Source organism: Kitasatospora sp. NPDC004615 (genome assembly GCF_042873545.1).
Classification (GTDB): Bacteria; Actinomycetota; Actinomycetes; order Streptomycetales; family Streptomycetaceae; genus Kitasatospora.
Map to the genome: position 1 here is coordinate 1,421,191 of NZ_JBIALQ010000001.1, position 24,301 is coordinate 1,445,491.

General features: G+C 72.7%; 17 protein-coding genes. 4 read left to right on the top strand and 13 right to left on the bottom strand.

Features of this window, described 5'->3' with window-relative positions:
• Positions 1-33: 33 nt before the first annotated feature.
• The 4 genes from ACFYS8_RS06290 to ACFYS8_RS06305 all read right to left on the bottom strand — a co-directional run bounded on the left by ACFYS8_RS06290 (position 34) and on the right by ACFYS8_RS06305 (position 1,799).
• A complete protein-coding gene (locus ACFYS8_RS06290) occupies positions 34-432 on the bottom strand; it encodes a DUF2267 domain-containing protein (RefSeq protein WP_387636469.1) in 399 nt (132 codons plus the stop codon).
• A gap of 55 nt (positions 433-487) precedes the next feature.
• Positions 488-892 carry a DUF2267 domain-containing protein gene (locus ACFYS8_RS06295; protein ID WP_387636471.1) on the bottom strand — a complete coding sequence of 135 codons (405 nt, stop codon included), beginning with the start codon at positions 890-892 and terminating at the stop codon, positions 488-490.
• Positions 889-1,230 carry an STAS domain-containing protein gene (locus tag ACFYS8_RS06300; protein WP_387636474.1) on the bottom strand — a complete coding sequence of 114 codons (342 nt, stop codon included), beginning with the start codon at positions 1,228-1,230 and terminating at the stop codon, positions 889-891. The genes ACFYS8_RS06295 and ACFYS8_RS06300 overlap by 4 nt, the downstream gene beginning before the upstream one ends.
• 134 nt (positions 1,231-1,364) lie before the next feature.
• Entirely contained in the window at positions 1,365-1,799 is a 435-nt protein-coding gene (locus ACFYS8_RS06305; RefSeq protein WP_387636477.1) for an Hsp20/alpha crystallin family protein, read from the bottom strand.
• Between the two features lie 109 nt (positions 1,800-1,908).
• Between ACFYS8_RS06305 and ACFYS8_RS06310 the strand changes: the two genes are divergently transcribed.
• Positions 1,909-2,595, top strand: coding sequence for a type III effector protein (locus tag ACFYS8_RS06310; protein ID WP_387636480.1), 687 nt, complete (start codon positions 1,909-1,911; stop codon positions 2,593-2,595).
• On the top strand, positions 2,570-2,824 hold the full coding sequence (locus tag ACFYS8_RS06315; protein ID WP_387636482.1) for a hypothetical protein: 255 nt from the start codon (positions 2,570-2,572) through the stop codon (positions 2,822-2,824). The genes ACFYS8_RS06310 and ACFYS8_RS06315 overlap by 26 nt, the downstream gene beginning before the upstream one ends.
• A 173-nt stretch (positions 2,825-2,997) precedes the next feature.
• On the opposite strand, the gene pcaB is transcribed toward ACFYS8_RS06315, so the two are convergent.
• Both pcaB and ACFYS8_RS06325 read right to left on the bottom strand, forming a co-directional pair.
• On the bottom strand, positions 2,998-4,410 hold the full coding sequence (pcaB, locus tag ACFYS8_RS06320; RefSeq protein WP_387636485.1) for a 3-carboxy-cis,cis-muconate cycloisomerase: 1,413 nt from the start codon (positions 4,408-4,410) through the stop codon (positions 2,998-3,000).
• Positions 4,407-6,341: an FAD/NAD(P)-binding protein gene (locus ACFYS8_RS06325; RefSeq protein WP_387636487.1), complete on the bottom strand. Its 1,935-nt coding sequence runs from the start codon at positions 6,339-6,341 to the stop codon at positions 4,407-4,409. The genes pcaB and ACFYS8_RS06325 overlap by 4 nt, the downstream gene beginning before the upstream one ends.
• Positions 6,342-6,987: 646 nt before the next feature.
• On the opposite strand from ACFYS8_RS06325, the gene ACFYS8_RS06330 reads away from it, so the two are divergent.
• Entirely contained in the window at positions 6,988-8,703 is a 1,716-nt protein-coding gene (locus ACFYS8_RS06330; RefSeq protein WP_387636490.1) for an APC family permease, read from the top strand.
• Here the strand turns inward: ACFYS8_RS06330 and ACFYS8_RS06335 are convergent.
• The 7 genes from ACFYS8_RS06335 to ACFYS8_RS06365 form a co-directional block, all read right to left on the bottom strand.
• Entirely contained in the window at positions 8,692-10,416 is a 1,725-nt protein-coding gene (locus tag ACFYS8_RS06335; protein WP_387636492.1) for a hypothetical protein, read from the bottom strand. The two genes, ACFYS8_RS06330 and ACFYS8_RS06335, sit on opposite strands and share 12 nt — an antisense overlap.
• Positions 10,413-11,438: a hypothetical protein gene (locus tag ACFYS8_RS06340; protein ID WP_387636495.1), complete on the bottom strand. Its 1,026-nt coding sequence runs from the start codon at positions 11,436-11,438 to the stop codon at positions 10,413-10,415. Before ACFYS8_RS06340 ends, ACFYS8_RS06335 begins: the two co-directional genes overlap by 4 nt.
• A 1-nt stretch (position 11,439) precedes the next feature.
• Entirely contained in the window at positions 11,440-11,769 is a 330-nt protein-coding gene (locus ACFYS8_RS06345) for a hypothetical protein (RefSeq protein WP_387636498.1), read from the bottom strand.
• A gap of 422 nt (positions 11,770-12,191) precedes the next feature.
• Positions 12,192-12,476, bottom strand: a complete 285-nt coding sequence (locus tag ACFYS8_RS06350; protein WP_387636500.1) for a hypothetical protein — start codon at positions 12,474-12,476, stop codon at positions 12,192-12,194.
• Between the two features lie 317 nt (positions 12,477-12,793).
• Positions 12,794-20,359: a LamG-like jellyroll fold domain-containing protein gene (locus tag ACFYS8_RS06355; RefSeq protein WP_387636503.1), complete on the bottom strand. Its 7,566-nt coding sequence runs from the start codon at positions 20,357-20,359 to the stop codon at positions 12,794-12,796.
• A gap of 925 nt (positions 20,360-21,284) precedes the next feature.
• The gene (locus ACFYS8_RS06360; RefSeq protein WP_387636506.1) at positions 21,285-21,719 is read right to left on the bottom strand and encodes a hypothetical protein; all 435 of its coding nucleotides are present in this window, start codon (positions 21,717-21,719) and stop codon (positions 21,285-21,287) included.
• Between the two features lie 111 nt (positions 21,720-21,830).
• Entirely contained in the window at positions 21,831-23,291 is a 1,461-nt protein-coding gene (locus tag ACFYS8_RS06365; RefSeq protein WP_387636508.1) for a hypothetical protein, read from the bottom strand.
• A 401-nt stretch (positions 23,292-23,692) separates the two neighbouring features.
• Between ACFYS8_RS06365 and ACFYS8_RS06370 the strand changes: the two genes are divergently transcribed.
• Positions 23,693-24,253, top strand: coding sequence for a transposase (locus ACFYS8_RS06370; RefSeq protein ID WP_387636871.1), 561 nt, complete (start codon positions 23,693-23,695; stop codon positions 24,251-24,253).
• Positions 24,254-24,301 lie beyond the last annotated feature (48 nt).

Below are 24,301 nucleotides of genomic sequence, written 5' to 3' on the forward strand. Positions count from 1 at the left end.
CGTCGCCTGACACAGCCGGTCGGACCGGCTGTGTCAGGCGACGGCGGCCAGGTCCGCGCGGCCGAACAGCAGAGCGTAGCCGCGGGGGAGGTGGGCGAGGAGGCGGTCGGTGAGGTTGTCGTCGGTGAGGGTGGTGAGGGCGGCCAGGACGGAGGAGGCGTCCCAGCGGGCGACGGTGAGGCTGGTGCCCAGGGTGTGGGCGAGGCTTTCGACGAAGGCGGGGGCGGTGACGGGGCGGGGCAGGGGGATCTGGGCGGCGAAGACGGCGCGGGCCCGCTCGGGCAGGGCTGCGGCGAGGTCGCAGCGTTCGTCGCCGGTGAGCTGGGAGCCCAGGAGGGCCAGCACAGCGTCGAGAACGCGTTCGGCCTCCTCGTCGCCGAGGTAGCGGCCGAGGCTGCGGACCTGCTGGAGGAGGTGGCGGTAGCGGGTCATGACCGTGGGCCTTCCAGGGGCCGGCCGTCGGCGGACCGGCGGCGTGAGCGGGTGGTCAGGGGCGTGTCCGTGCGGTGGGGCGGCCGAACAGCAGGTCGTAGCCGGGTGGCAGCTGGAGCAGGATGCGCCTGGTGAGGTCGTCGCCGGCGGCGTCGGCCACCGTGGACAGGACTGCGCCGATGTCCCACGGGGCCGTGGCTTCGGTGGCTCCCTCGATCCAGGCCGCGGTCGCGCGCACGAACCGCTCCGGGCTGAGCGGCTCGGCTGCCTGCAAGGGGTTGAGCAGGATCAGGGCCATGGTCTCCGGCAGGCGGGCGGCCAGTTCCGCGCGCGCGTCGCCGACCAGGTGGGCGCCGAGCAGGGCCAGGACGACCCGGGCGGCTCGCTCGGCCTCCTGCGGGGTGTCGTACTCGCCGCGCTCCCGGACCTCGTCCAGGAACGCGTCCCATCGAAGAGTCACTGCGGTTCTCCCTCCGTTCCTATGTCCGGCGCGACCGTGCCCGCTCGGGGCTCGGCGGCCAAGCGCCGGTGCAGACCGGTGAGCTCGAGCAGCCGGACGACGCAGCGGCCGGCTCCGCGCAGGATCAGGCGCCTGCCGCTGCGGTCCGCCTGGTTGCGGGCCCGGACGAGGGCGCCCAGGCCCGCGCAGTCCATGAACGTCACCTCCGACAGATCGAGCACCACCTCCCGGTGCGCCTCGAGCGCGGCGGCCAGAGCACGGCGCAGCGCGGGGGCGGTGTCGAGGTCGATCTCGCCGTCCACCCGCACGATGAAGGGGTGGTTGCTCTGGCCGTTCATGGCGTTGCCACGTTGCTGCGGGTGAGCCGGTCCGGGCGGAAGCGGCCGGCCGTTGGGGGTCGGGGGTGTTCCGGCCGTCCCTGCGATCGAGGGGGGAGAGATCAGGGGGCGGCCGGAACGGCACCGGGGGTTGGTCAGGCCTGGATCTGCTTGCGGTCGCCGCCGTGACTGATCGCGACCTTCCGGGGCTTGGCCTTCTCCGCGACCGGGATCTTCAGGGTCAGCACGCCGGCGTCGTAGTCGGCGGTGATCCCGGCGGGGTCGAGGGTGTCGGAGAGCATGACCTGGCGGGAGAACACTCCGAGCGGGCGCTCGGACAGCTCCCACTTCACGTCCTCGCCCTGGTGACGCGGGCGGCGTTCGGCCTTGACGGTCACCATGTTCCGCTCGACGTCGATGTCGATCGCCTCCGGGTCCACCCCCGGCAGGTCGAAGCAGATCACGTACTCGTCGCCGGCCCGGTAGGCGTCCAGCGGCATCGGTGCCGGACGCGACCAGGTCCCCGTGTTGCCCAGGAACTGCTGGGTCAGACGGTCCAGCTCGCGGAACGGGTCAGTGCGCAACAGCATCGCGAAACACCTCCACTGATCGAATGGGTGCCAGTGCGCTTCACCTGACACCTTTGTAGCGCGTCATCCATCCGATGACAAGTCCGCGTGTCGCGTATAGAGTGACTGCATGAGTGAGAAGCCCCGCAGACCCGCCGCCGGTCCTCCCCAGCCGGTCGAGCCCGCCTCGTTCCTGGCGGCCGCGGCGGCGCTGGCCGCCATCGACGACGCCGTCCGCACCGCCCAGGACCCCGCGTCCCGGCCCCCGACCTCCCCTGACGGGCAGGAAGGCCCCGAGCAGGCCCTGGCCGCCCTGATGCTGCTGCGCGAGCTGCGCACCCAGCTCGCCGGGTGGGAAGCCGGCCTGGTGGAGAGCGCCCGGGAGGCCGGCGCCACCTGGGCCGACCTCGCCCGGCCCATGGGCGTCGCCAGCCGCCAGGCCGCAGAGAACCGCTACCTGCGCCTCAAGCCCGCCGGTGGCACGCCGCAGGCCGCCACCGGTGTGGAACGCGTCAAGGCGGTCCGTGACCGGCGGGCCGCCGACCGGACGGTCACCGCCTGGGCCCGCGACAACGCCGCCGAGCTGCGGGTCCTCGCAGCCCGGATCACCATGACCGCACTCGCCCCCGGCGCCCACTCCGCCCAGGCCGCGCTGACCGCCGCCCTCGGCGCCACCGACCCCGCCGACCTCATAGAGCCCCTCGCCGCCATCCGCCCCCACCTCGGCACCGATCAGGCCGACCTCGCCACCCGCCTCGACACCCTCACCCACCACACCACCCAGCTCCGCGATGACAGCGACCGACGCCGCGCCTGACCCCGTCGCCACCGCCGCCTCCGAAAGGCGCTGGCAGGACATCCTGGACCGGATCCAAGACCTGGAAGCACGAGTAGCCGCCACCACGAGCACCGTCACCGCCGCCCTCGACCACCACCTCGCCCGGCTCGACGCCCTGCGCCGCCGGCTCGCCCATCCCGACTGGCCGCTGCCCGCCGCCGCCCCGGGCAGCCCCCCGACCACACCGGCGGACAACCGGCCGACCTGACCGGGCCGGAAGCCACCGCAGCCGTCCGACAAGGACCGCCACAGCAGTACCCCCAGATGAGCGGCACCACCCCCGGCTTCCTGCGCTCCCTCGGCGAGCAGGGCACCGCAGGCCGCCCCCGGGGGCGAGCCCCCCGTACAACTAGCGCACCGGCCGACCGTTGCCCGCCGGGGTCAGAGCCGCAGGGCCCGGTCGACCAGTGGTTCCGCGGCGCCGAGGTAGTCCTCGGGGCGGCACAGCGCCGCGAGCGTCTCCGGAGTGAACACGTCCTTCAGTTCGGGGAGTTCGGCGAGTACCTCGGCGAGTTCCCGGCCCGTGGCCGCGGCGGTCGCGGCGGCCCGGGAGGACAGGGATCGGGCGGCTGCCCGGCCGAGCAGGGGGGCGAGGACGGCGGAGACGCGTTCGGAGACGATCTGGCTGCCGGTCAGTGCGAGGTTGGCCGCCATCCGCTCGGGCCGGACCTGCAGACCCTCGGCGAGTTCCACCGCGGTGTGCGCGGCGCCGCCGGTGAGCCGGAGTGCCTCTCGCAGCAGTTGCCATTCGGCGTGCCAGACGCCGCCGGAGCGTTCGTCCTCGGTGATCAGGCACTGCGTCAGACCGGTGGCGATGACCGGGACCTGGAGTGCGGCACTGCGGATCAGAGTGGAGTGCACCGGGTTCTGCTTGTGCGGCATGGCGGAGGAGGCTCCGCGTCCGGCCACCGGCCGCTCGCCGACCTCGCCGATCTCGGTCCGCGTCAGGACCTGTACGTCGACCGCCATCTTCCCGAGTGCCCCGGCGGTGAACGCGAGCGCGGCGGCCAGGTCGGCGATGGGGGTCCGCAGCGCGTGCCAGGGCAGGACCGGCCGGGCCAGTCCGGTCTCGGCGGCGAAGGCGTCGACCAGGCGGTCGAGGTAGCCGGCCGGGTCGTCGTCGGTGGCGGGGTCGGCGGCGCGGGCGTTCTCCAGGTATCCGGCCAGGGTGCCGGCCGCGCCGCCCAACGAGACCGGCAGACCGGTCTGCTCGACCAGCGCCAGCCGGTGGTCGGCGTCCAGCACCAACTGCCGCCATCCGGCGGCTTTCAGGCCGAAGGTGGTCGGCACGGCCTGGAGGGCGAGGGTGCGTCCCGCCATCGGGGTGGACCGGTGGGCCTCGGCCAGTGCGGCGAGCGCCTCGGCCACCCGGTCCAGGTCCGCCCGGATGATCCGCAGGGCGCGGGCCGCGACCAGCATCGCCCCGGTGTCCAGGATGTCCTGGCTGGTCGAGCCGGAGTGGACGTACTCCGCCGCCTCGGGGTACCGGGCTGCCACCAGCTCGGTCAGGGCCCGGACCAGGCCGACCACCGGGTTGGCGGTCTCCCGGGAGGCCAGTGCGAGCGCCCGTACGTCGAAGTTCTCGACCCGGGCGAGGGCGGTGATGGCCTCGGCCGCCGATGCCGGCACCACTCCGAGTCCGGCCTGGGTCCGGGCCAGCCCCGCTTCGGCGTCCAGCATCGCCTGGAGCCAGGCCCGGTCGCCGACCGCGCCTTCGATCGGGGTGCCGGCCCGGACCGGCGAGAGCAGACCGGTGTCCGCCTCCGCCTCGGATGGCACGGTCTCAAGTGTCACGCGCTGACTCCTGTCCTGTCGGTTTCCTGGCGCCCCACGGGCCGGAGCGAAAGTATGGCGCGTGCGATCGCGTCCGAGTCGCCCAGGGTCACGGAGTCCACCCCGGGACGGATACCGGCCGCCGTGACCCAGTGGACGCCCTCGGTGGGAACCCCGTAGGCGAACCGGCGCGGGTGCGCCCTCCCGTCGGCGTCCACCACCCGGTACGGGCGGGCGGTCACGTGCAGTCCCCCGGTCTCGTGGCCTCCGGTCTCGTGGCCTCCGGTCTCGTCACCGCCGGCGCCCGACGTCCGGTAGGGAGCGATCCGGCCGCTGTCCAGCAGGTGCCGCAGCAGCGGGTCGGCGGTCCGGCGAACGTCCGGTTCGGGGAGCCTGGCCTCGATCAGCACCGTGGCCAGGACCGGCGGCCCCGGCACCCGGCCGGAACGGGCGACGAAGGCCCGGCGGTCGGTGTCGACGCTCACCGTGGTTCCGGGGCCGGTGAGTTCGAGCACGCCCGCCTCGATCAGCGCGATCATCTGCTCGATCCGGGCGGCCGGTGGACCGATCGACAGGAACGCGTTGAGCGGGGTGTACCAGCGCTCCAGGTCCTCGCGGTGCGAGTCGCCGGCCAGGCCGCCATGGTCCACCGCGAGCCGGATCTCGTTGCGCAGGTCGCGCAGGACGTCCAGCGCGGCCTTCAGCGGGCCCCGGAGGTTGCCGGCGCGGGCCTCCCGGAGGTCCTGTGACAGGTACTCCAGCAGCCAGGACCGGAACTCCGCCCGGTCGCCGAACTCCCGGCCCGCGCACGGTCGGGCCAGGCGTTCCCAGTCCCAGTGGTCCGCCCGGTCGATGCCGTACGCGTGCAGGAGTTCAGCCCGCCGCTCCGGCCGTTCGGCGGCCAGGTAGAGCTCGGTGAACGGCCCCCGGTCGGCCGGGCGGTCGCGGACGTCCAGCAGCGCGCCGTAGTACACGCTCTCGACCTCGCGGGCGATCAGCGGCCACAGGTCGCGACGGAAGTCGAGCGGGGCGTCCTGCCGGCGAAGGGCGCTGACGAACTCGACCGAGAGCAGTCTCGGGACGTACCGCCCGTAGGCGCCCTTCTGGTTCTCGCCACGCGCCTGGTACGGCACACCGCGCCGTGAACTCGCGTACAGCACAGGCTCCTTGCCGGAGGCCCGGTACACCAGCCGGCCGCCGCGGCGGGTGAACGTGCCGCCCCGGCCCTCGGTCAGCAGCGCCAGGTGGTCGAAGAAGTTCAGCCCGAGGCCGCGCAGCAGAACGTGTTCTCCCGGCCGGACGGCACTCAGGTCGGCGTCGGCCGGATTGCCCGGCGGCAGGTAGCGCAGCCCCAATCCCGCTGCCGTGTCGGCGAGTTGCTGTTCCTCCGGGCCCAGTACGGCCGGTCCGTGCCCCGTGGCCAGCACCACGGCGTCCAGTGCGTCGACCGTGCCGCCGTCCGCGAGCCGGACCCGCTGAGACCCCTCACCGGTGAGGGCGACCGCCCGGGAGCGGTGCACCCGGACCGTGACGTGCCGCGGGGCCCGCTCGACCAGGCGCTGGAACACGGCCCGCAGGTACGCCCCGTAGAAAGCGCGGGTGGGGTAGGAGTCGGGGCCCAGCGAGGCTGCCTCGGCCAGCACGTCGGCCTCGGCCCCGTACGGCGAACGGGCCCACTCGTACAGGCTCGGCCCGGGCTCCACCGGGCCGTCGATCCGTACGCTGTCGTCGGTGAACACGGTGACCTGGGACGCCACGGTGTTCATCAGCAAGTGCCGCGACTGGTCGGTGCGCCAGACCCTGCCCGCCCCCGGCGGGTCGGGGTCGATCAGATGCACGGTCAGGGGACGCGGGGAGGGGTTGATCCGCTCGTTGGCACAGAGCCGCTCCAGTACGGACAGACCGCGGGGGCCCGCACCGATCAGGGCCACTCGCATGCGGGTCTCCGTCATGACCGCCGCCACCGCGCCCGGCCGGGCAGCACGGCACGGCCCGCCCCGAGGGCGGTGCGGCGAGCGCCCCCGGCCCGCGTCCCACCCCGGTGTCCCCGCCGGGTGACGAGCATCCCGTCCACGGGGCTGAGGCGATGCGATCCGAGAAGCACCGACCGGCTCGGCCGGACGTCCGGCTCCGTCGCAACCGTGCAGACGTTCCCCACTGGGCCCCCTCCTGTCCTTGTGTATCTGTTGCGGAGACCTTGCAAGGTACGGGTGGAGAGAGTGTGATTCCGGCCGTGTCTGCCTGGATGATCGGCATCCTGCCCGGCGATCGGCGACGGAGTCAACGGTCTCGTGAACTTCCTGGCCCGAAAGGGCATTTGACCTGCCCAGACGATACTGAGGTCGTTTGCAGGCGACCGGCTGGAGCGAAGCCGGCGGCACCTCCTGGACCAGCAGTTGGAGCCACTGCGGCTGACCCGGGCCCGGCCACGGGACAGTGGACGACAGCGAGCCGCCCGGACCCCGGCACCGGCTGCTGACCGGATTATCGTTGCGTAGCAATTTCCTGACGGACCATCACCCGGATCGTGCCGCGTTCTGTAACCTTTCGATGCTGTGCGTGGGGGCGCCAGCACCGTGAACGTCGGGGAGGGCCCAAGTGAGCGTCCACGAGGCGCGGCGCGGCAGCGGACAGGCGGTGCGGATCGAGGACGAGGACGAACAACGCCGGTTACCGGTTTACCATCTCGTCGGTTTGGCGGCCGGGGGCGTCTTCGGGTCGGGCTGGCTGGTGGGCGCGCAGAAGGCGTACGAGCAGGCCGGTTCCAGCGCCTGGCTGGCTTGGCTGGTCGGCGGCGGGCTGATGCTGGTGGTGGCCTGGGTCATGGTCGAACTGAGCAGTGCCGCGCCCAAGACCGGCGGGCTGATCTTCCTGCCCCTGCAGAGCAGTGGACCGCTGGTGGCGACCGTGATCGCCGCCGGGCTGTGGATCTTCTACGCGATCAACTCGGCCAGCGAGGCCCTGGCGATGACCCAGGGCCTGTCCTGGAAGCTCCCCGGGCTGCTCGTCGACCACCGGCTCACCCTCGTGGGCTGGGGATACACGCTGGCCTTCATGATGCTGATATGTGCGGTCAACCTGATTGCACCGCGGCTCCTGTTCCGCTTCTCCACCGCCCTGACCCTGGCGAAGGTCGCCGTCCCGGTCCTGGCCGTCGCGCTGCTGCTCACCCACGGCGTGCAGCGCGGCATCCTGCCGTCGGCCGCCGATCCCCGCGGGCACGGCGGCAGTGCGGTGCTGGCCGCCGTGGTGAACAGCGGCGTGATCTACGCCTACGTGGGTTTCCAGGCGCCACTCGAACTCGCCGGGAACGTCAAGCGGCGCGGGATCGGCGAGGCGGCCCGGCTGCGCTGGGCGGTCTTCGGGACGATAGTCGGCTCGACCGCCCTGTACATCGCGCTGCAGGTGGTCTTCGGCCGGTACCAGACGCACTGGCAGCCGCTGGGGTCCCCCTCGCACCAGGCCGTGGACGGGCCCGAGTCGCCCTTCGTCGACTTCGCGTTCGCCGCCGACCTGAACGTTCTGGGGTGGCTGCTCAGGATCGACGCCGTGGCCTCACCGTTCGGCGCCGGCCTCGTCTTCGGACAGGCCGTGACCCGCGAGGTCGCCGCGCTCAGCCGGGCCCACCTCACGCACCGGGGCCTGCAGAGCGCCCGCAGGGCCTCGCTGCGGCAGCGTTACGACGTCTACTGGCTGATCCTGCTGGCCGACTTCTTCATCGGGGCGATCGTGCTGTGGCTGGCCGGCGGGAGCTGGGCCCCGCTGACCGCCGTCACCGGGGTCCTGACGCTGATCATCTACGCCTTCCCCGGGGTGGTCCTGGTCTCGCTGCGAAGCAAGCTGGGCCGGCACTCCTTGCGACGGCGCACCGTCCACGAGGGGCTGGCCCGGGTGAGCTTCACGCTGATCGCGCTGATCCTCTACGGCGCGGGCTGGGCAAGCATGTGGCGCTCCATGGCCTCGCTCGCCGGCGGCAGCGCCCTGCTGCTGATACTCCCCGTCCTCTCGCGCCGACTCCCACTCCTCGGACGGATCTACGACGCCAAGGAGCACGTCACGCTCCTGCGCCACTGGCGCACCAGCGCGGCGGCCCGGGCGGCGATCTGGCTGACCGCCTACCTGGCCGCGCTGATGCTGCTGACGCTGCTGGGCAACTCCTCGGTCGGGACGCACCAGGAGTTCGCGGTGGGCGTGCTGGTGGCCGCCCTGGCGCTCGGCGCCTTCGAGATCCTGGTCAGGACCTCGCGCCAGCACGTGGGGCAGGAGGCCCCGCTGCTGCCGGCGCCGACGCCCGCCCCCGACCTAACGAAGTGAGCGGACGACTTCCGCCGCCTCCGGGTCGTAGCCCTTCTCCCGCAGCAACTCGACCGCGTTCTCCCGGGCATGGGTGTCGGACCAGCGGCCCACCGTGGCGCGCAGCAGGAAGAGCCTGCGGTCCGCCGGCAGCGTGCTGTCGGGCTCGCGCAGCCGGGCGACGACGGCCGCCACGTCCTGGTGGCTGATGCGCTGCTCGTTCTCCAGGCAGCGCTCCAGCAGGTCCCAGCCGTCGCGCCCCGCGTCCCGGGCGTAGAGGCGGACCGCGATCTCCGCGATGACCAGCGCCGACCCCTCGGACCAGCTGCCCGGGTCGGAGGGGTCCGCCAACTCCTTGAGGGCGAGGAAGACAGCGTCCGAGCGCCCGTCGACGCGCAGCCTCGTGACGTAGTCGACGAACAGGGCGGGGTCGGCGCCGTCGCCGAGCACGTGCGCGGTGAGCTTGCGCGCGGTCCTGCGCGCCACCCGGTAGCGGTCGCTGGTGCGCTCGACTCGGCCGAGCAGCTCGGCCAGTTCGATCCCCGAGCGGCCCTCGACCTGTTCGGCCGCGGCGATCCACAGCAGTCGCCGGCACTCCGCCTCGGCGTTGAAGTTCGCCAACACCTTGTCCAGGTCGGCCACCCTCGACCGCGGCCTGGGTCCGGTGGCCCCGCCGACCCCGACGGCGACGACGTCGGCGAGGAGGTCCTTGGTGGTCCGGGTGAGGATCTGGGAGCGGTGCCAGGCGATGACGAGCTCGGCGAGCTCGTCGTTGCTGCTCCGGGCCGCGGCGTGCCGGCGGATCTCGTCGCACTTCTCGGGCCGCGCCGTCGCCAACTGGCCGCATATCTCGACGATGTCATGCCGGGACAACCGGGCGCCGACGTGTTCGACCAGGGTGTCGGGGCTGCCCGTCTCGCTGGCGATCAGCCGGGCGACGATCCGCCTGGTCGCGATCACCTGCTCCGGGTCGGCCAGTTGGGCATCGACCCAGTTCTCCAGGATCTGCTCGGCCGGGCTGAGCTGGTAGAGCGCCCCGACCAGGTCGTGGAACTCGGCCGGGTCGGTGTCCGCCGCCTGCGTCGAACCGTGCCGGTCGATCGTGGACAGGGTCTGCAGGAGCAGCTTGGTGGCCTCCGGGTCGCAGCCCTGCTCGCGCAGCAGGATGTAGAGCAGCGCCTTGTCGAGATTGGTCCGTCCGGAGCTCGGCCGGGTGAAGACGCGCAGCGTCTTGTCCACCGGCCCCTGCGCCCGCCGGCACTCCCGGACGAAGACGGCGACGTCCGGCGCGGTCCGCTGGCAGGCGACGTCGTGCACGATGCCGTCGGTCAGCGGTGTGCCCCGCCCCGCTGCGCCGCGTCCCTCGGCCTCCCACTGCTTGCACGCGAGCTCCGCCGCCTGTTCGGCGCTGCGGCACAGGGCCGCGGTCGCCAGCATGTTGACGGAGTCCCAGTAGTTGAGGCGGTCCCGCGCGGGGAGGGCCGGGCTGGACGCGGGCATCGACGTCGAGGCCGCCGTGAGTAGATCGTCGATGGAGCGACTGACGGCGAACACGTGCAGCAGGCGGATCGCGGTGGCGGGCTGCGCCCCGTCGTCGTTGGCCGTGCCCAGCCGGATGGCCTGCATGCGGCGCACGAAGCTCTCGATCGAGCAGGTGGTCACCCACCCGTAGCCGAGGGCCGAGGGGCGCTCCGGGCCGCCCCCGGCGGCCTCGCCCGGCAGACTGCCGCTCATGTGCGCGGCGCCCGCTCCACCCGGTTCCAGTACCGGGCGAAGGTCTCGGCCTCCTGGAACCGCGTGTTCGCCTTCTCGTCGAGGTGGCGCGCGAGGGACTGACTGGCGTCGTCGGGCCTCCTGCTCAGCGTGCCGACGATGTCCCCGACCATCCGCTCGTCCCCGAACAGCACGTCGAGCAGGTAGTCCTGGTCGAGCATCAGATGCCGGATCCAGTCCTCGGCACTGGCCGGCACCTGGCTCTGATCCCGCAGCCGGCGCTCCATCTGGTTGGTGAACAGCGGGGTGCCGTCCCGGGCGTCGTTGAGCAGCATGCCCGGCGCCTGGTGCGCGCAGCCCTCCATCTCCCGCCGCACCGCCTCGCGCAACAGGCCGATGGTCAGCCGGTCCTTGTGGTCCTTGGTGCCGCCCTGCAGGACGCGCAGCAGGTGTCCACTGAACGGTGTGCACCGGTCCAGCGGTGCGGGCAGGCTCGAACAGCCCTCGGCGTCGGCGGCCCTGACGTTCCTGACGGCCGTGAAGACGCAGCTGCCCTCGTCCCGCCGGCCCAGCACCCCGGGCAGGACCAGCGCCTCGTCCCCTCCGCTCAGGATCGGCAGCATGTTGGAGTAGCAGCAGTCGGCTATCAGGACCTTCAGCCGCGCCTTGGCCTTGCGCATGGCGCGGTAGAGGTACCAACTGGAGAGCCAGGTCCACGGCTTGTCCTTGTACGAGGACCCCACCGAGAAGTGGACCTGACCGCCCGGCACGTCGCTCCAGTACTGGCCGTGGCCGACGTAGACCACCAGCAGGACGTCCTCGGGCCCGGTCGCGTCCGCGGCCCCCTGCAACGCCCGCATGACGTCGTCCGCGGTCCGCGCCTGCTCGCCGACCAGGACGCGGTAGCTCTCCGGGCCCCACATCGCGTCGCCGGCCAGGGCGTGCCCGTACATCAGGGCGCTCGCGCGGATCGTGGGATGGCCCGGCAGGCCCGAGTCCTCGGCGTACTCGCCCGGTCCGATCACCAACGCCCGGGAGGCCATCTCAGCCGTCCCGCTCCTGCGCACCCGTCGCCTCGGTGCCGGGCAGGGCCTGCGCGTCGACCGCCGCCTCCGGCCTGTCGAGCCGCTCCTCGCGCCAGCGCTCGACGACCTGTTTCACCCGCTCCAGCACCGCCTCGAAGGCCAGCTCGGTCGTCTTGCTCACCACGGCCACCAGCAGGATCTCCACCAGGCCACCGCTGAGGACCTTGCCCTCGTCGACCGGCTCCTCGCGCCAGCCGAGGCCCGTCTGCGCGGCCAGCTCCTCCAGCAGCCGGGACGCGTCGTCCAGCCCCAGCGGCCCCTTGAGCGACACCGAAATCCTGGTCCCCACGCCCGCCCCCAGCCAGCCGCCAACCCTTGCGCCCAGCGTACCCGGCCCAACGGTCGGACACCCGAGAGTCACTGATGAACAGTCAGTCGAACTCGACGATCGACCCGACACCGGCGCCCGGCCGGGCCGGGCCGCCAACAGGGTGAGCAGCCAGGTCAGGGTGCGACCGCTTCCCCTGCGCGGTCGTTGGACGGGGCATGGCCACCGCCGGAGGACCAAGTGCAGACGTCGAACGCGGAGCAGCTGTGCACCGAGGGCGAGGAGAAGCCGGCGCACCTCCAGGAGGAGATCCCGGTCCTCGCCGGCCGTTGATCCGCCGACGGCCGCCGAGGCGGCCGGTCCGCACCCCGTGAATCCCGCGCCGGACCAGCGGCGGCGGGAACCTGTCGAGAACCGAAGGAGTACCGACAGGATCGGGGACGTCATCGGCCCCCGCGTCGACGGCCGGCCGCGACCACGTCCCCGGGAACTTCTCGCGATAGTGGACGGTCACCCGCAGCGGGCCGCCCTCGCCGTCCAGGGAGTTCCCTGCCGTACACGTCCCGGAAGAAGTCGAAGGTGGTGCCGAGCGCGTCGTAGACGCTGTTGACCAGTTCGTCCGTGCTCGGGTCGTCGCCCTCGGAGCGCACCAGGGTGCCGGGCAGGGTGTCCTTGGTGCCGGCGTCGTAGACCTCGCGGCGGGGCGTGGGAGCGTCTTCGGTGTCCATACGATCCAGTGTGGGTGCCGTCGGGTGCGGCGACGTGCTTTCGGAGGTTCCCGGTCGCGTGTCCGGGCTCCCGTGGTAGGGCGGGAAAGTGACGTGCAGTCGGTGCGCGACCGGCCCGCCGGGACGTTCGCGCTCCGCCTGCACCGTGTTCCCGGCCTGGTGGCGGGTGTCGCCGCCGAGAAGCCCCGGGGTACCCCCGTGCGAGGCCGCCGCCGTGGAGAGCGCCGAACTCGGCAACCTGGCCGGCCGCACCGACGGCCTCCTGTCCGACCCCGCTGCCCTGCGTGAGCAGCGGGGACGGACAGGAGGCGACCCTCTCAGGCCTCCACGCCGTAGTACTGGGCGAGGAAACCGATCACGTCGTCGGCGTGCGGGAGCAGCTCCGGCAGTTCCCGGGCGAGCGTTGTGCGGGTGGCCGCGGACAGTTCGGGCAGGCCGGTGGCGGCGCCCTTCACGTAGGGGTCGAGGCGGCGGACGAGTTCGTAGTTGCTCTCCACGTCCAGCTGCCGCATGGCCTTCTCCAGCGGGGGCGCGTCGGCCGGCGGGATGTCGGGCAGGACCCGGCTGACGAAGGTGACCCGGTGCAGGACCCGCCAGCACGGCGGCTTGCGGTCCGACTGACGGGCCTGGCGCAGCGCCGCCGCGTTGGGGTCGTTGCCGTTGTTCAGCCAGGTGGGGTCGACGACCTTGTGGAAGAAGCTGTCGAAGTGCTCGCTGTCCTCACCGAGGTAGAAGCTGAGGAAGCGGTAGGCGTCGACCTTCCCGGGTACCTTGACGGGGTTCCCGTCCTGGTCGAAGACCGGGTTGCGGTCGGTGTCGTAGCTCTGGAGGTTGCTGCTGGGGGCGACTTCGACCTCCAGTCCGAAGGAGCGGGTGGCCTCCTTGCCGCGGGCCCGGGTGGCGGTCATGCCGCCGCCGACGGAGGCGTCGAGCTGGGCGCCGATGCCGATGCCGGCGATCTGGAAGGAGGTGCCGATCGAGGTGCCGACCGAGCCGGAGAGCGAGTACGAGCCGGACGTGGTCTCGCTGACCACGTCGGTGGTCTCGGTGGTCTCGGCAAAGAAGCCGCCGGCGGCGGTCCACACGTAGGTGTTGACCAGGTCGCGGCGGGAGAAGCCCTGTCCGGTGGCGCTGTCGGTGGCGTCCCGGCCGCGGGCCGGGGCGGCGTCCGCGCCGATGGCGCCGCCGAGCACCCGGCCGGCTTTCTGGGCGAGCGGGTCGGGGGCGTGGGTCTCGGTGGAGACGCTGTCGTAGTAGCTGTGCAGGCGCTGCTGGTCGCGCTGGATGCGGCGCTTGAGCGCGTACGCCTCGCGGGGCTTGAAGTAGCTGTACTCGCCGCGGTCGCGGCCGCCCCGGTAGTCGGGGTCGGCGACCTTGCCGCGCTCGTCGAAGCCGACGGTGCCGTCCAGGGTGCCCTGCTTGGTGTAGCGGGGGTTGATCGGGAACGGGACGACGTTCCAGTCCTTGGGGATGTCCGGGTTGGGCTGGATCCGGTAGGCGATCAGGGCGCCGCTGTGTGCCAGGCGCAGCGCGAAGACGTCGGCGGTCTGCGACTGGACGACGGCGAAGCCGGTGTTGGCGGGGACGTAGCGGCGTCCGGCGGTGGGGTTGAGCAGCCGGCCCGGGTCCTCCCAGTGGCCGGTGAGCGAGACCTTGGTGGTCCGGGCGGTGTTCTCGCCCTGGGAGACGGAGGTGTCCTCGGCCCAGCTGTTGGAGAACTCCAGGTTGCCGCGCACGCTCGCCGAGACCCCGCCCTTGGCGATGGACTTGGCGATGCCGAAGCCGAGCGGGGCGGTGATCATCCAGACGTCGACATCGACCTCGTTGGAGAGCGCGAAGCCGAAGGCGGCGTCGACGCTGCGTTCCTTGGCGGAGGACAGCGAGCGGACGACCTGTTCGGCCTCGGTGAGCCTGACCGTGGAGGCGCCCTCGAAGGTGTCGCTGCCGGGGTCGGTCAGTCCTGCGGTGAGGTTCTCCGAGGGGATCGGCGGGGCGCCCTCGACGTAGCCGATGAGCTGGGGGTCGAACTGGATCTGGCTGACCCACTCGCTGACCAGTTCGCCGACCTTGTAGCCGGTGATCAGGTGCCAGCGGCCGTCCTGGAGGTAGCTGTAGGCGCGCTTGAGGACGCCGAAGGCCTCGCCGCGCGAGCCGTACTGCATGTCGGCGTACTCGGCGACCGCCGGGGCGGCGGAGATGCTCTGGTGGAAGGGGGTGCGCAGCCCGGCCAGGGCGGAGCGGACCTGGGCGGCGTCGTTGGAGACGGGTGCGCCGGAGAGCACGGTGCGCGGGCGGGTGGCCGCCGGGCCGAAGTCCAGGTGATTGCCGCGCAGGCCCTCGTCGCGGACCTGGGCGCTGTCCGCCTCGGTGGAGTCCCGGTCGAAGGGCCAGTAGGCGACCAGGTCCTCCTTCTCGCCCTTGAGCCGGGTGAACAGGTTGTCCAGCAGCTGCTCGTGGGTGCGGGCGGTGCGCCAGATCCGCACTTCCTCCAGCACGCCGTCGAAGGCCTCGGCGGGCTTGCCGCCCTTGAGCACGGCGCCCAGGGTCAGCTGCGGGTCGCCGCTGTCGGCGAAGGCGGCGGTGTCGGGCACGCCGGGGGTGCCGGCCGGGTCGCAGGCCACGGCGACGCCGTTGCGGTAGAGCCGGAAGACGCTGCCGCGCGGGTCGGGGTTGCGCACCCAGCGGGCGCCGCGCAGCCGGGCCGGGTGCGAGCCGGTGGCGTCGGCCGCCGTGCTGCCCGTGTTCTCCTCGAAGCGCCAGTGCGCGACCAGGCCGCGGTCGCGGGCGGTGACGGCGGTGCCGAGCCGGGCGGCATCCCGGGCGGTACCCCAGATCCGGACCTCGGCGAGCACCCCGGTCAGCTGCTGTGCGGTGGCGCCCTCGCGGGCCCGGCCGAGCTCCAGCGGCGCGTCGTTGCCGCGCGGGCCGGGGCCCTCGTAGCGGGCGGCGCCGATCTCCCGGCCGTCCAGGTGGAAGCGGATGTCCTGCCACTCGCGGACGGCGAGCGACTCGACCAGCTCGACGCTCCGGGTGGTCGGCCTGCCGTCGGCACCGGCCACGGTGATCTGCTGGGTGCCTTTCTGCTCCTGCATCGAGCGGCCGCCCTTGCGGACCACGGCGATGCGGTGGAACTGCCCGGCCTTCACGCCTTCGGTGGAGGTGAAGCGCACGGCCCGGCCGTCGGGCTCCTCGAAGGCGAACTCCAGCCGCCCGTCCGGCAGGACGACCAGCCGGTACGGCACGCTGCCGCCGACGCCGTCGGCGGTGCGGCCCTTGGAGAGCAGGCCCTGGGTCTCGCCGAGGCGGTCGACGCGGGCGAACACCTCCAGGGTCAGGTCGTCGGCGATGTCCAGCGCGTCGTCGTCCGGCACCTCCAGGTGGGCTTCGCCGGCCAACTCGACCGCCCAGGACTGCTGGTAGGCCAGCGCGAGGTGGCCCCACTCGCGCAGCGGGAAGGTCTCCCGGCTGACCACCCGCCGGTCGCCGACGGCCGCGACGACCCGGCAGCCGCCGTCCGCGACCGGCGAGCGTGCCGGGACGGGGGTGGGCATGCCCCGCAGTTCGGCGTGCCGGTTGTTGCCGGAGCGGTCGGCGAGCACGGCCTGCGCACCGGGTGCCGGTGCCGAGTACGTCCAGTAGCCGAGCAGCCCCGGCTCGGTGCCGTTCAACCGCCGCCCCTGGTCGGCCCGCAGCTCGTCGCCCCCGCGGGACTTCGACCAGAGCCGGACCTCGTCCAGCCGGACGGAGGCGAACTCGCGGGGATTGAACAGCACCGTGCCCAGTGAGAACCGGCCCTGCCCGCGGTAGGGAGCGTTGGCGGTGCGCCGGGCGATCTCCTGGCCGTCCCGGTAGATCACCTGCTGGCGGGTCTCGCGCTGGAAGACGCAGGCCCAGTGGTGCCACTTGGTGTCGCCGAACAACTGGGTGGTGTCCAGGTCATCGCCGTAGAAGGCGAAGGTGAAGCGGCCGTTCGAACGGAAGCCGATGTGCAGGCTCTCGCCGGCCCGCCCCTGGTCTCCGCTGTGGCCGAGCACGTAGTGCGACCGGCTGTCGACCGCGGTGCGCTGGGCCCAGAACTCCACCGTGAAGTCGCCGTCCCCGAAGCCGAAGGCACCGGGCACCACAGCGGCGTCGTCCGCGCCGTCGAAGACCAGCCCGGAGACCGCCTGGGTGCCGAGCAGGCCGAGGCCGTACGGGGCGTCCCCGGCGTTGGCGTGCAGCAGCCGCACCGGGCCCTCGGCCCGCTCCGGGTTGATCCAGGTCTCCAGGGTGAGGTCGCCCGGGGTTCCGGCCCGGGTCAACTGCCCGGCGGGCAGGGCGAGGTAGCGGCCCTTGCCGTCGAAGGCGTAGGCGCGGCCCGGCATGTCGGCGCGCCAGCGCCCGCCGTGGCCGCGCACCAGGCCGTCCGCGCGGCCGAGGGGCAGTTCCGCCAGGCCGCCCGGGTCGACGGTGATCAGCCGGGAGCCCTCGGCGAGGACGGCACCGGGCTGGGAGGACGTGGACCAGCGGTGGTCGTAGCGCACCCGCTGCACGCTCATCCCGGGCTTCAGCAGGGTCAACTCGGCGCCCTTGCCCAGGCGCAGCGACTTCGACCCGGCGGGGTGGCTGCCCTCGAAGCGGAAGCCGTGGCCGCCGACGGTCACGAAACCGGGGCCGGCCAGCGGGGCGAGAGTGCCCTCGCTGAACTGCACCACGTCGCCGTCGATCCGCAGCACCGTGCCGATGGTCACGGGCTGCTCGGCCGCGCCGTTCACCACGGCGGCGAAGTCCTCGGCCCGGCGCGGCAGATGGGACCACTTCTCGGTCTGCCCGTCGTGCCGGATCGTCAGGGTGACCTGCGTCGGTCCGTCCCCGGCCTCGACGGTGATCTCGGTCGGGCCGAGGTCGGTGGCCGCATCCCGGGCGGTGAACGAGACCGTCCGTCCGCCGGAGGGCAGCTGCCGGGAGGAGCGCAGCACCTGGGTGTCGTAGTAGGCGGCGAAGAACTGGCCGTTGGAGCCCCGGAAGTAGAGCACCACGTTGCCGGTGGCGCTGTCCAGCAGGAACGGACGGTCGGCGGCGCGGGCGAAGCCCAGCAGCGCGCCGGAGCCGCTCAGCCCGGTGCGGTCGACGGCGAGCTGCGGCACCGGCAGGGCGATGTCGTCGGAGCCGCGCACGCCGCCGGTGAGCCGGCCCAGTTCGTCCTGTGTGGCGGCGAGGCCGGCCTGCTGGGCGGCCAGGTCGCGGCGCAATTGGCCGAGCCGGTCCTGCTTGGTGGCGAGGAGCTGGAGGCGATCGGTGAGTTCGGCGATCTGCTGGTTCAGCCGGTCGGTGGCGGGGCTGGACTTCAGCGAGTTGTCGATCCGCTCCAGGATCAGGATGCTCTCGCCGGAGGAGTTGACCGCCCCGTAGTCGTACTGGACGATGCGGTCGCCCTGACTGTCCCGGGCCGCGATCGGTTTGCCGCTGTGGCGGGCCACCAGGCTGTTGCCGTTCCAGGTGTCGAGGGCGAAGTGGGTGGCGCCGTTGTCGGCCTCCCGGGGGTACTGGATCAGGGGGATGTCGTTGCCGGTCCTGCGGTCGTCGACGTTCATGTCGAGTCCGGAGTTGGCGTTCCGGACGAAATAGCAGGTGAAGCCGTTGAACGTGGTGCCGGTCGGCTCGAAGGTCCAGACCGTCGACGCGGCCTGCTTGTCGGCGGTGCGCACCAGCGGGGCGACGCGTTCCTTGCTGTCGCCGTTCACCGCGAGGTACTGGTCCTTGCCGTCCTTCTGCAGCTTGAACCGCAGCCGGTAGCGCCAGTAGGCGGGATCGTTCTCCAACGTGGCGCGCGCCTCGGCCCGTTGGCGCTCGACCTCCGGGGTCTCGGCGGTCTCCAGCTGGAGCCGGGTGATCTCGGCCTCGGTGGCGGCGATGTCCCGTCCCAGCCGGGCCACCTGGGCGTCCAGCTCGCCGGCCGCCTCCACGTTCCCGCTGGACTCCGGCGCGGCCAGCACCGGCAGGGTCAACTCCTCGGGGACCTGGGCCAGTCGGCCGTCCCGGCCCACCCCCAGGTCCAGGGTGGCGACGTAGGCCTCCTCGGTGGCCGCGCCGGTCGCCGGGTCGGGCCCGCCGGTGGTGCAGGCCAGCAGCACCCTGGCCTGGCGCTTGACCGGCCTGGCCGACTGGTCGTAGCCGGCCGGCGCGGCCTCCTGCTGGTGGTGCAGCAGCGCGGACAGGCCGGAGACCACCCGGCGCCCGGTGAAGCCGAAACTGCTCCGGCTCACCGCGGAGTCCTCGCCGACCGGGGCCTCGGAGGTGACCCAGGCGGGGCCGCCCCTCAGCGCGGCGTGCCGGGCGTGGTCGGTCTGGTCGCGCAGCGTGGTGCCGGAGCCCTCGTCGAAGCGGTAGTAGACGGCCAGGCCCGGCTCGTTGCCGACCAGGCGGCGGCCGCGGTCGGCGGCGATCTCGGCGCCGCCGCGGGAGCGGTGCCAGATCCGGACCTCGTCCAGCTCGGCGCGCCCGTACGAGCGGATGCCACGTCCGAGGGTGAGGCCGCCGAGGCCGGCGTAGGGCATCTCGGTGGTGCGGCGGCCGAGTTCGACGCCGTCGCGGTAGACGATCTGCTCGCGGGTGTCGCGGACGAAGACGCAGGCCCAGTGGTGCCAGTCGGCGTCTGTGGTGCGCTGCGGGATGTTCAGGTCGTCGCCGTAGAAGGCGAAGGTGAAGGTGTCGTCGCCGCGGAAGCCGATGTGCAGCGTGCGCAGCCGGACGCCGCTGGTCGCGCCGTGGCCGATCAGGAAGTCCTGACGGCCGCCGGTGGCGGTGCGCCGGGCCCAGAACTCCACCGTGAAGTCGCGGTCGGCCAGGTCGAGGGCGCTACTCGGCAGCTCGGCCACGTCGTCCACGCCGTCGAAGCGCAGCGCCGTCCCGGCCCGCCCGCCCTCGTCCGTCGCCGGAACCAGCGGCCGGCCCGTGAACGGACAGGCACCGGGCGCGCCCTCGTGGACGGCGTCACGGTAGCGCGGGTCGGGGCTGGTCCAGGCCTGGGTGCCCTGGGTGTTGAACAGGCCGTCCCGGCCGCGTTCGACGCTGAAGCCGTCGATCCGGCCGCCGGCGTCGTTGTGCGCGAAGATCTGCCAGCGCTCCCGGCCGTGCACCGCGGTGGGCACCAGCAGGACGGTGAAGCGGCCGCCGGAGAGGTTGCGGACGAAGGACAGCTCCTGGGTCGGCTCGACGAACGGCCGCCCTTCCATGTCCTGGGTGCCGAGGCTGTCCTTGGCGGAGTCCGGGCGGCCCTTGTGCCGGCTGCGCCGGTAGCGGACCTCCAGCACCGGCTTCAACTCGCCGCCGGCCAGCACGAAGCGGTCGCACAGCAGCGTCGCGTCGACCACCGCGAGCCTGGCCTCGCCGTCCCTGGCCAGGTAGTCGGTACGGGCCGGGTCGCCCGAGGAACCGGTGCCGTCGGCGAGCCGGAACACCGCGTCGGGATGGTCGGCGCGCACCGACTGGCGCAGCACGTACAGGTGGGTGCCGTCGGAGATCGCATGGAAGGGGGCGGCGGCGCCGAGCCGGGCCGTGCTCGACAGGAACCGGTCCAGCTCCTGCTCCTCCAGCCGCTCCGCCGCGTCCGCCTCGACCCGCCCGCCGCGCTTGACGACGGGCATCCGCACCGTGCCCGCCACCGCGTAGCCGACCCGCGCCACCTCCGCCGGGAAGCGCAGCGGCAGCGGGTCCTCCGACCAGTACGCGGCGTCCGCCTCGCCCTTCGCCTCGTCGTGCTGCGACAGGTCCAGGACGCTGTAGACGATCCGCCGCTGATCGTCCATCGCGAACGCGACCGTACTTCCCTGGTGCCGAACTGTCGTGGTGTGCACGTAGGCGCGGTCGCTGTAGACCTTGAGCAGATGCTGGTCTTCGGTCACGAAGGGTGCTCCCGGGACGCTGTTTCGCGGTGATGGACTCATGCGCACCCGAGGTCACTGCCAACCCCCGATGTGCACACAGTGCAATCAACCTGTCGCAGAGGATCACCATCGTCAAGGGCGCATTCCCCCCGCCGCGCGCCGGGTGGCCGGCCTCATCCGGAACCGGCACGGCCGCCCCTGGCCCGGCTGGCGGTGCGGCGGCTCTCAGCGGTCCACGCCACCCAATCACCGGGTCGATGCTCGCCACCGCGACGACGACGTCCGCGAGCAGGCCGCCCTCACACGTACTGGCGCGTCCTGCACCGCGTCACCTTCGTCAGCCGCAAACTCCCCGAAGTGATCCCCGCCGACGCGCCCCGCTTCGGCCTGGAGAAGGCCATGCGCGCCGTGGACGTCTCCAGCAGCTTCGAACTCGTCCGCCGCCTGGAGCCCTACGTCGACCCGGCCGCCCAGGACACCGGCGAACTCGCCCGCCACGTCCGCGAAGCCATCACCCTCCACCTGCCCGAACTCACCGACCACACCGACCAGATCACCCGCTTCATGGCCGCCTACTACGGCCTCGCATGCCCCTCCCCGCACGGCCGCCGGCCACCCCGGCCGGCGGCAACCGGAAGGACAGTCAGGCACGCGGCCCGCCGCACCGCCACCGGGTCTGCCCGCGCAGGTGCCGCGTCGGAAGCGACTGCCGGTCCGGCGCGACACCGCGCTGCACCGGCACCGGAACCCGGCAGCCGACCGCGCACCCCACCGTGCCCCGGCCCTGCGCCCCGCCCCGCCCCGCCCCAGAGAATCCGGGCTTGCAGCGGACGTACTCCTCGCCCGCGACTTCTTCGAAAGGGTCGCCCTGCCCGGAGCGAATCCCACGCCTCCGGCCTGCCGCGTCACCGGCGGCCCGGCCACTCGGGGCGTCCGGACCTGGCTACCTGGCCCGCCAGGCCTCACGCGCGGTCTCGACGGCGTCGACGGCGCGCAGCCATCGTCCTTCGATCCCCTCCAGTACGGTCAGCCGGATCCAGGTCCATCGGAACCACCAGGACAGTTGCCGGAACGGGATGAAGGTCAGAGCGTCCCTGATCGCCGTGTCCGCCACCCCTCCTAGTCCTTCCGCTCGCAGCGCCGCGTAGATGCCGGGAGTCAGGCGGCCCGAAGTTCGGGCGAGGTCGCCTGCGGCCACGCAGGCCAGCTGCCGAACCTTGAACCGGTCGGCTCCCAGAGCACGCTCGACCCTCGCCGCGACAGCCTCGAACCCGTCGCTCGCAAAGACCAGCTTGATCACCTCGGTACCGGCGTCGGGATCGCCCCGATCGAGCGCGGCATCGACCGCGGCAAACCTGGGATCGATCCCGTCCGACATGGCCGGCGCGCCCTTCCTGCTTCGCTCATCAAGCCCTGCCCACTCCTCGCCGGGCGTCTTCGCGGGTCCGGACCCGCTCCTTCCTGCCTTGCGTCGCCTCGGACGGGCCGGTCAGGAGTGGGCGCCCCCGCCCGGCTCGCCTTCGGCTTCGGCCGTGAGGGATCCGCCGTTCCGGATCCGGTGCGCCATCAGCCTGCGGAGGGCGCGAAGGTGGGGCGTCTCGCCGGGCAACGCGGAGAGCGTTTCCCCGGTGCGGAGGACGACGCCGACCTCGTGGTCGGCCGTGGTGACGTGGTGGATGTCCCGCCACGGGTGCGCCGTGCCGTCGACGGTCAACGCGGCCGCGCTCAGGGTGAATTGGCCGTAGGTGACCGACTCTCCCCGTTCGAGTCGCTCCTGGGCCCGCGGGACTTCGTAGGCCGCGAGCAGCTCGGCGAACCGGTCCACCTCCCGCTGCCCGAGGAATCCGAGCAGTTTGGTGCCGGCGGGGGAACGCAGCTCCAGGCAGCGGTGGTAGGAGGTTCGTGAACTGCTCCCTTGGCCACTGCTGCTCCTCAGGGCCTGCATGAACTCGAAGGGGACGACGTCCTGCCAGGAATGGGGTTCACATCCCCGCTCGGAGGCGATGACCATGCCGGACTCGTACCCGTACACGATGGGCGCCCTGGCGGTGTCGCGTCTGTCGCGTCGGACGGTGAGCACCACGACGGCCACCGCCGCGACAAGGAGGACGACTCCCACCAGGCTCGGGGCCGACCCGAAGCCCGTGGCCGCCACCAGGGCGACCCCGAAAACGATGAGCAGGACCGCGCCCATGCACCCGCCGACGAAGACGGCACTGCCCGGCATCTTCTTCCTGGCGACGAACGAACCGAACCCCTCCGCTTCGGCCACGCTCCGCGCCTCCGGCGTATCCAGCTCCGGCTCAGGTGCGTAACCGTCGCGACCAAGCCGAGCGAGGTCCCGTTCACCGTCCACCAGCCCCCACGCCGCCCCAGCGGCCGTCAGCGCGGAGAGCACGATGCCGACCCACAGGAGCCTGTAGTCCTGGTCCGCCCTCCCCAGGTCTCCCGGGTGGGCCGGGTCGACCCGCAACGTCACGGGAAGAGACCCCCCGAAGTTGCCGTCGCCGAGGTACTCCCGCCCGTTCACGACGTAGGAGTAGTGGCACTTCTGCCCGTGCTCACCAGAGTCCTCGCACTCCACCGTCAGGGCCTGGACCCGAAGCGTCGCGGTGTCGTCGAGGTCACGGCCGTGGAACCAGACGCTGACGGTCAGCGCGAAGGCCACCGCCGCGACGCACAGCACCAGGACCGAGACGAAGGCGAGGACGGCGGTCGCCCGCCTCTTCACCTCGTCGGCCGGCACCTCGCGGATGCGCCGGGGCCACGCCACGGCCACCGCGACGAGGCCGAGGCCCGTGATCAGCCAACCCGCTTTCCACTGCGGCGAGAACCACGTCCCCGACGCGGTGGCGAGAGCCCCGGCCACCACCACGCACACCGCGGCCACCGCCGCACCGCGCACCGGACCCGGCTCGGCCGACTTCCCCGCACTTCCCTGATCGGTCACAGGATCTCCAAGGTGAGTGCACAGCGCCGGGCATTCGCGGGTGCCGCGAGTCGGGGTACCGATCTCAGGCGTTTCAGCGCGACCAGGCGCAACAGGTCAGATTCCCGGCGGCTCTCGACTTCCCCTCGACCGCTTCGCCGCTCACCCCAATGCCCCTCCGCCGTAAGGCAGTTGTGACAGTCTGGCGCTCGGACAACAACGCGACTCGCCGTCACGGACACTACTGGAAGCCATGCCAATGGTGGAAGCGGTTCCAATAACCGGGCGAGTGCGAAGTCGCCCCCCGTGGCAGCGAAAGAGTCCTCCCGAACGACGCGACGGGCGGCCGCGACGCGGCAGGCGATCGTCGAAGCTGCCGAAGCCCTCCTCGTCGCGGGCGGACCGGCGCCCGTGGCCGGGCCCTGGTCGACCGGGAGCTCTACCTGCCCAAGTCCTGGGCCGCGGACCGGGACCGCTGCCGCGCGGCGAAGATCCCCGATGAACGGGACTTCCACACCAAGGGCGACCTGGCCAAGGCCATGGTGCTGCGTGCGCTTGCCTCCGAGCTGCCCATCGCCTGGGTCACCGCGGACTCGGCCTACGAGCAGGAGGGCCGCTTCCGGCGCCTGCTCGAACAGTCCGGCGTCGGCCATGTCCTGGCAGTGCCCAAATCCCAGTTCAGCGCAGGCTGTCCACGCATCGACCGGCTGTTCGCCCAGGCCCCGGCCGAGGCTTGGGAACGGAGCTCGTGCGGCAACGGCGCCAAGGGCCCGCGCGTCTACCACTGGGCGGCCGTCCGGCTGCCCGCCGTGGCCGAGTACGACTACCAGGACGAGACCCAGGTCCGCCGGCGATGGGCACTGGCCCGCCGTAGCCTGACCAAGCCCGACGAGATCGCCTACTACCTTGCTTACTCACAACTCGACACGACCGTCGAGCAGTTGGCGCGAATCACCGGGACGCGCCGGTCGGCCTTCGGCTGACCTCCATGACGGTGCGCACCCTCCAGCGCGGACACCCGGGCGGCACAG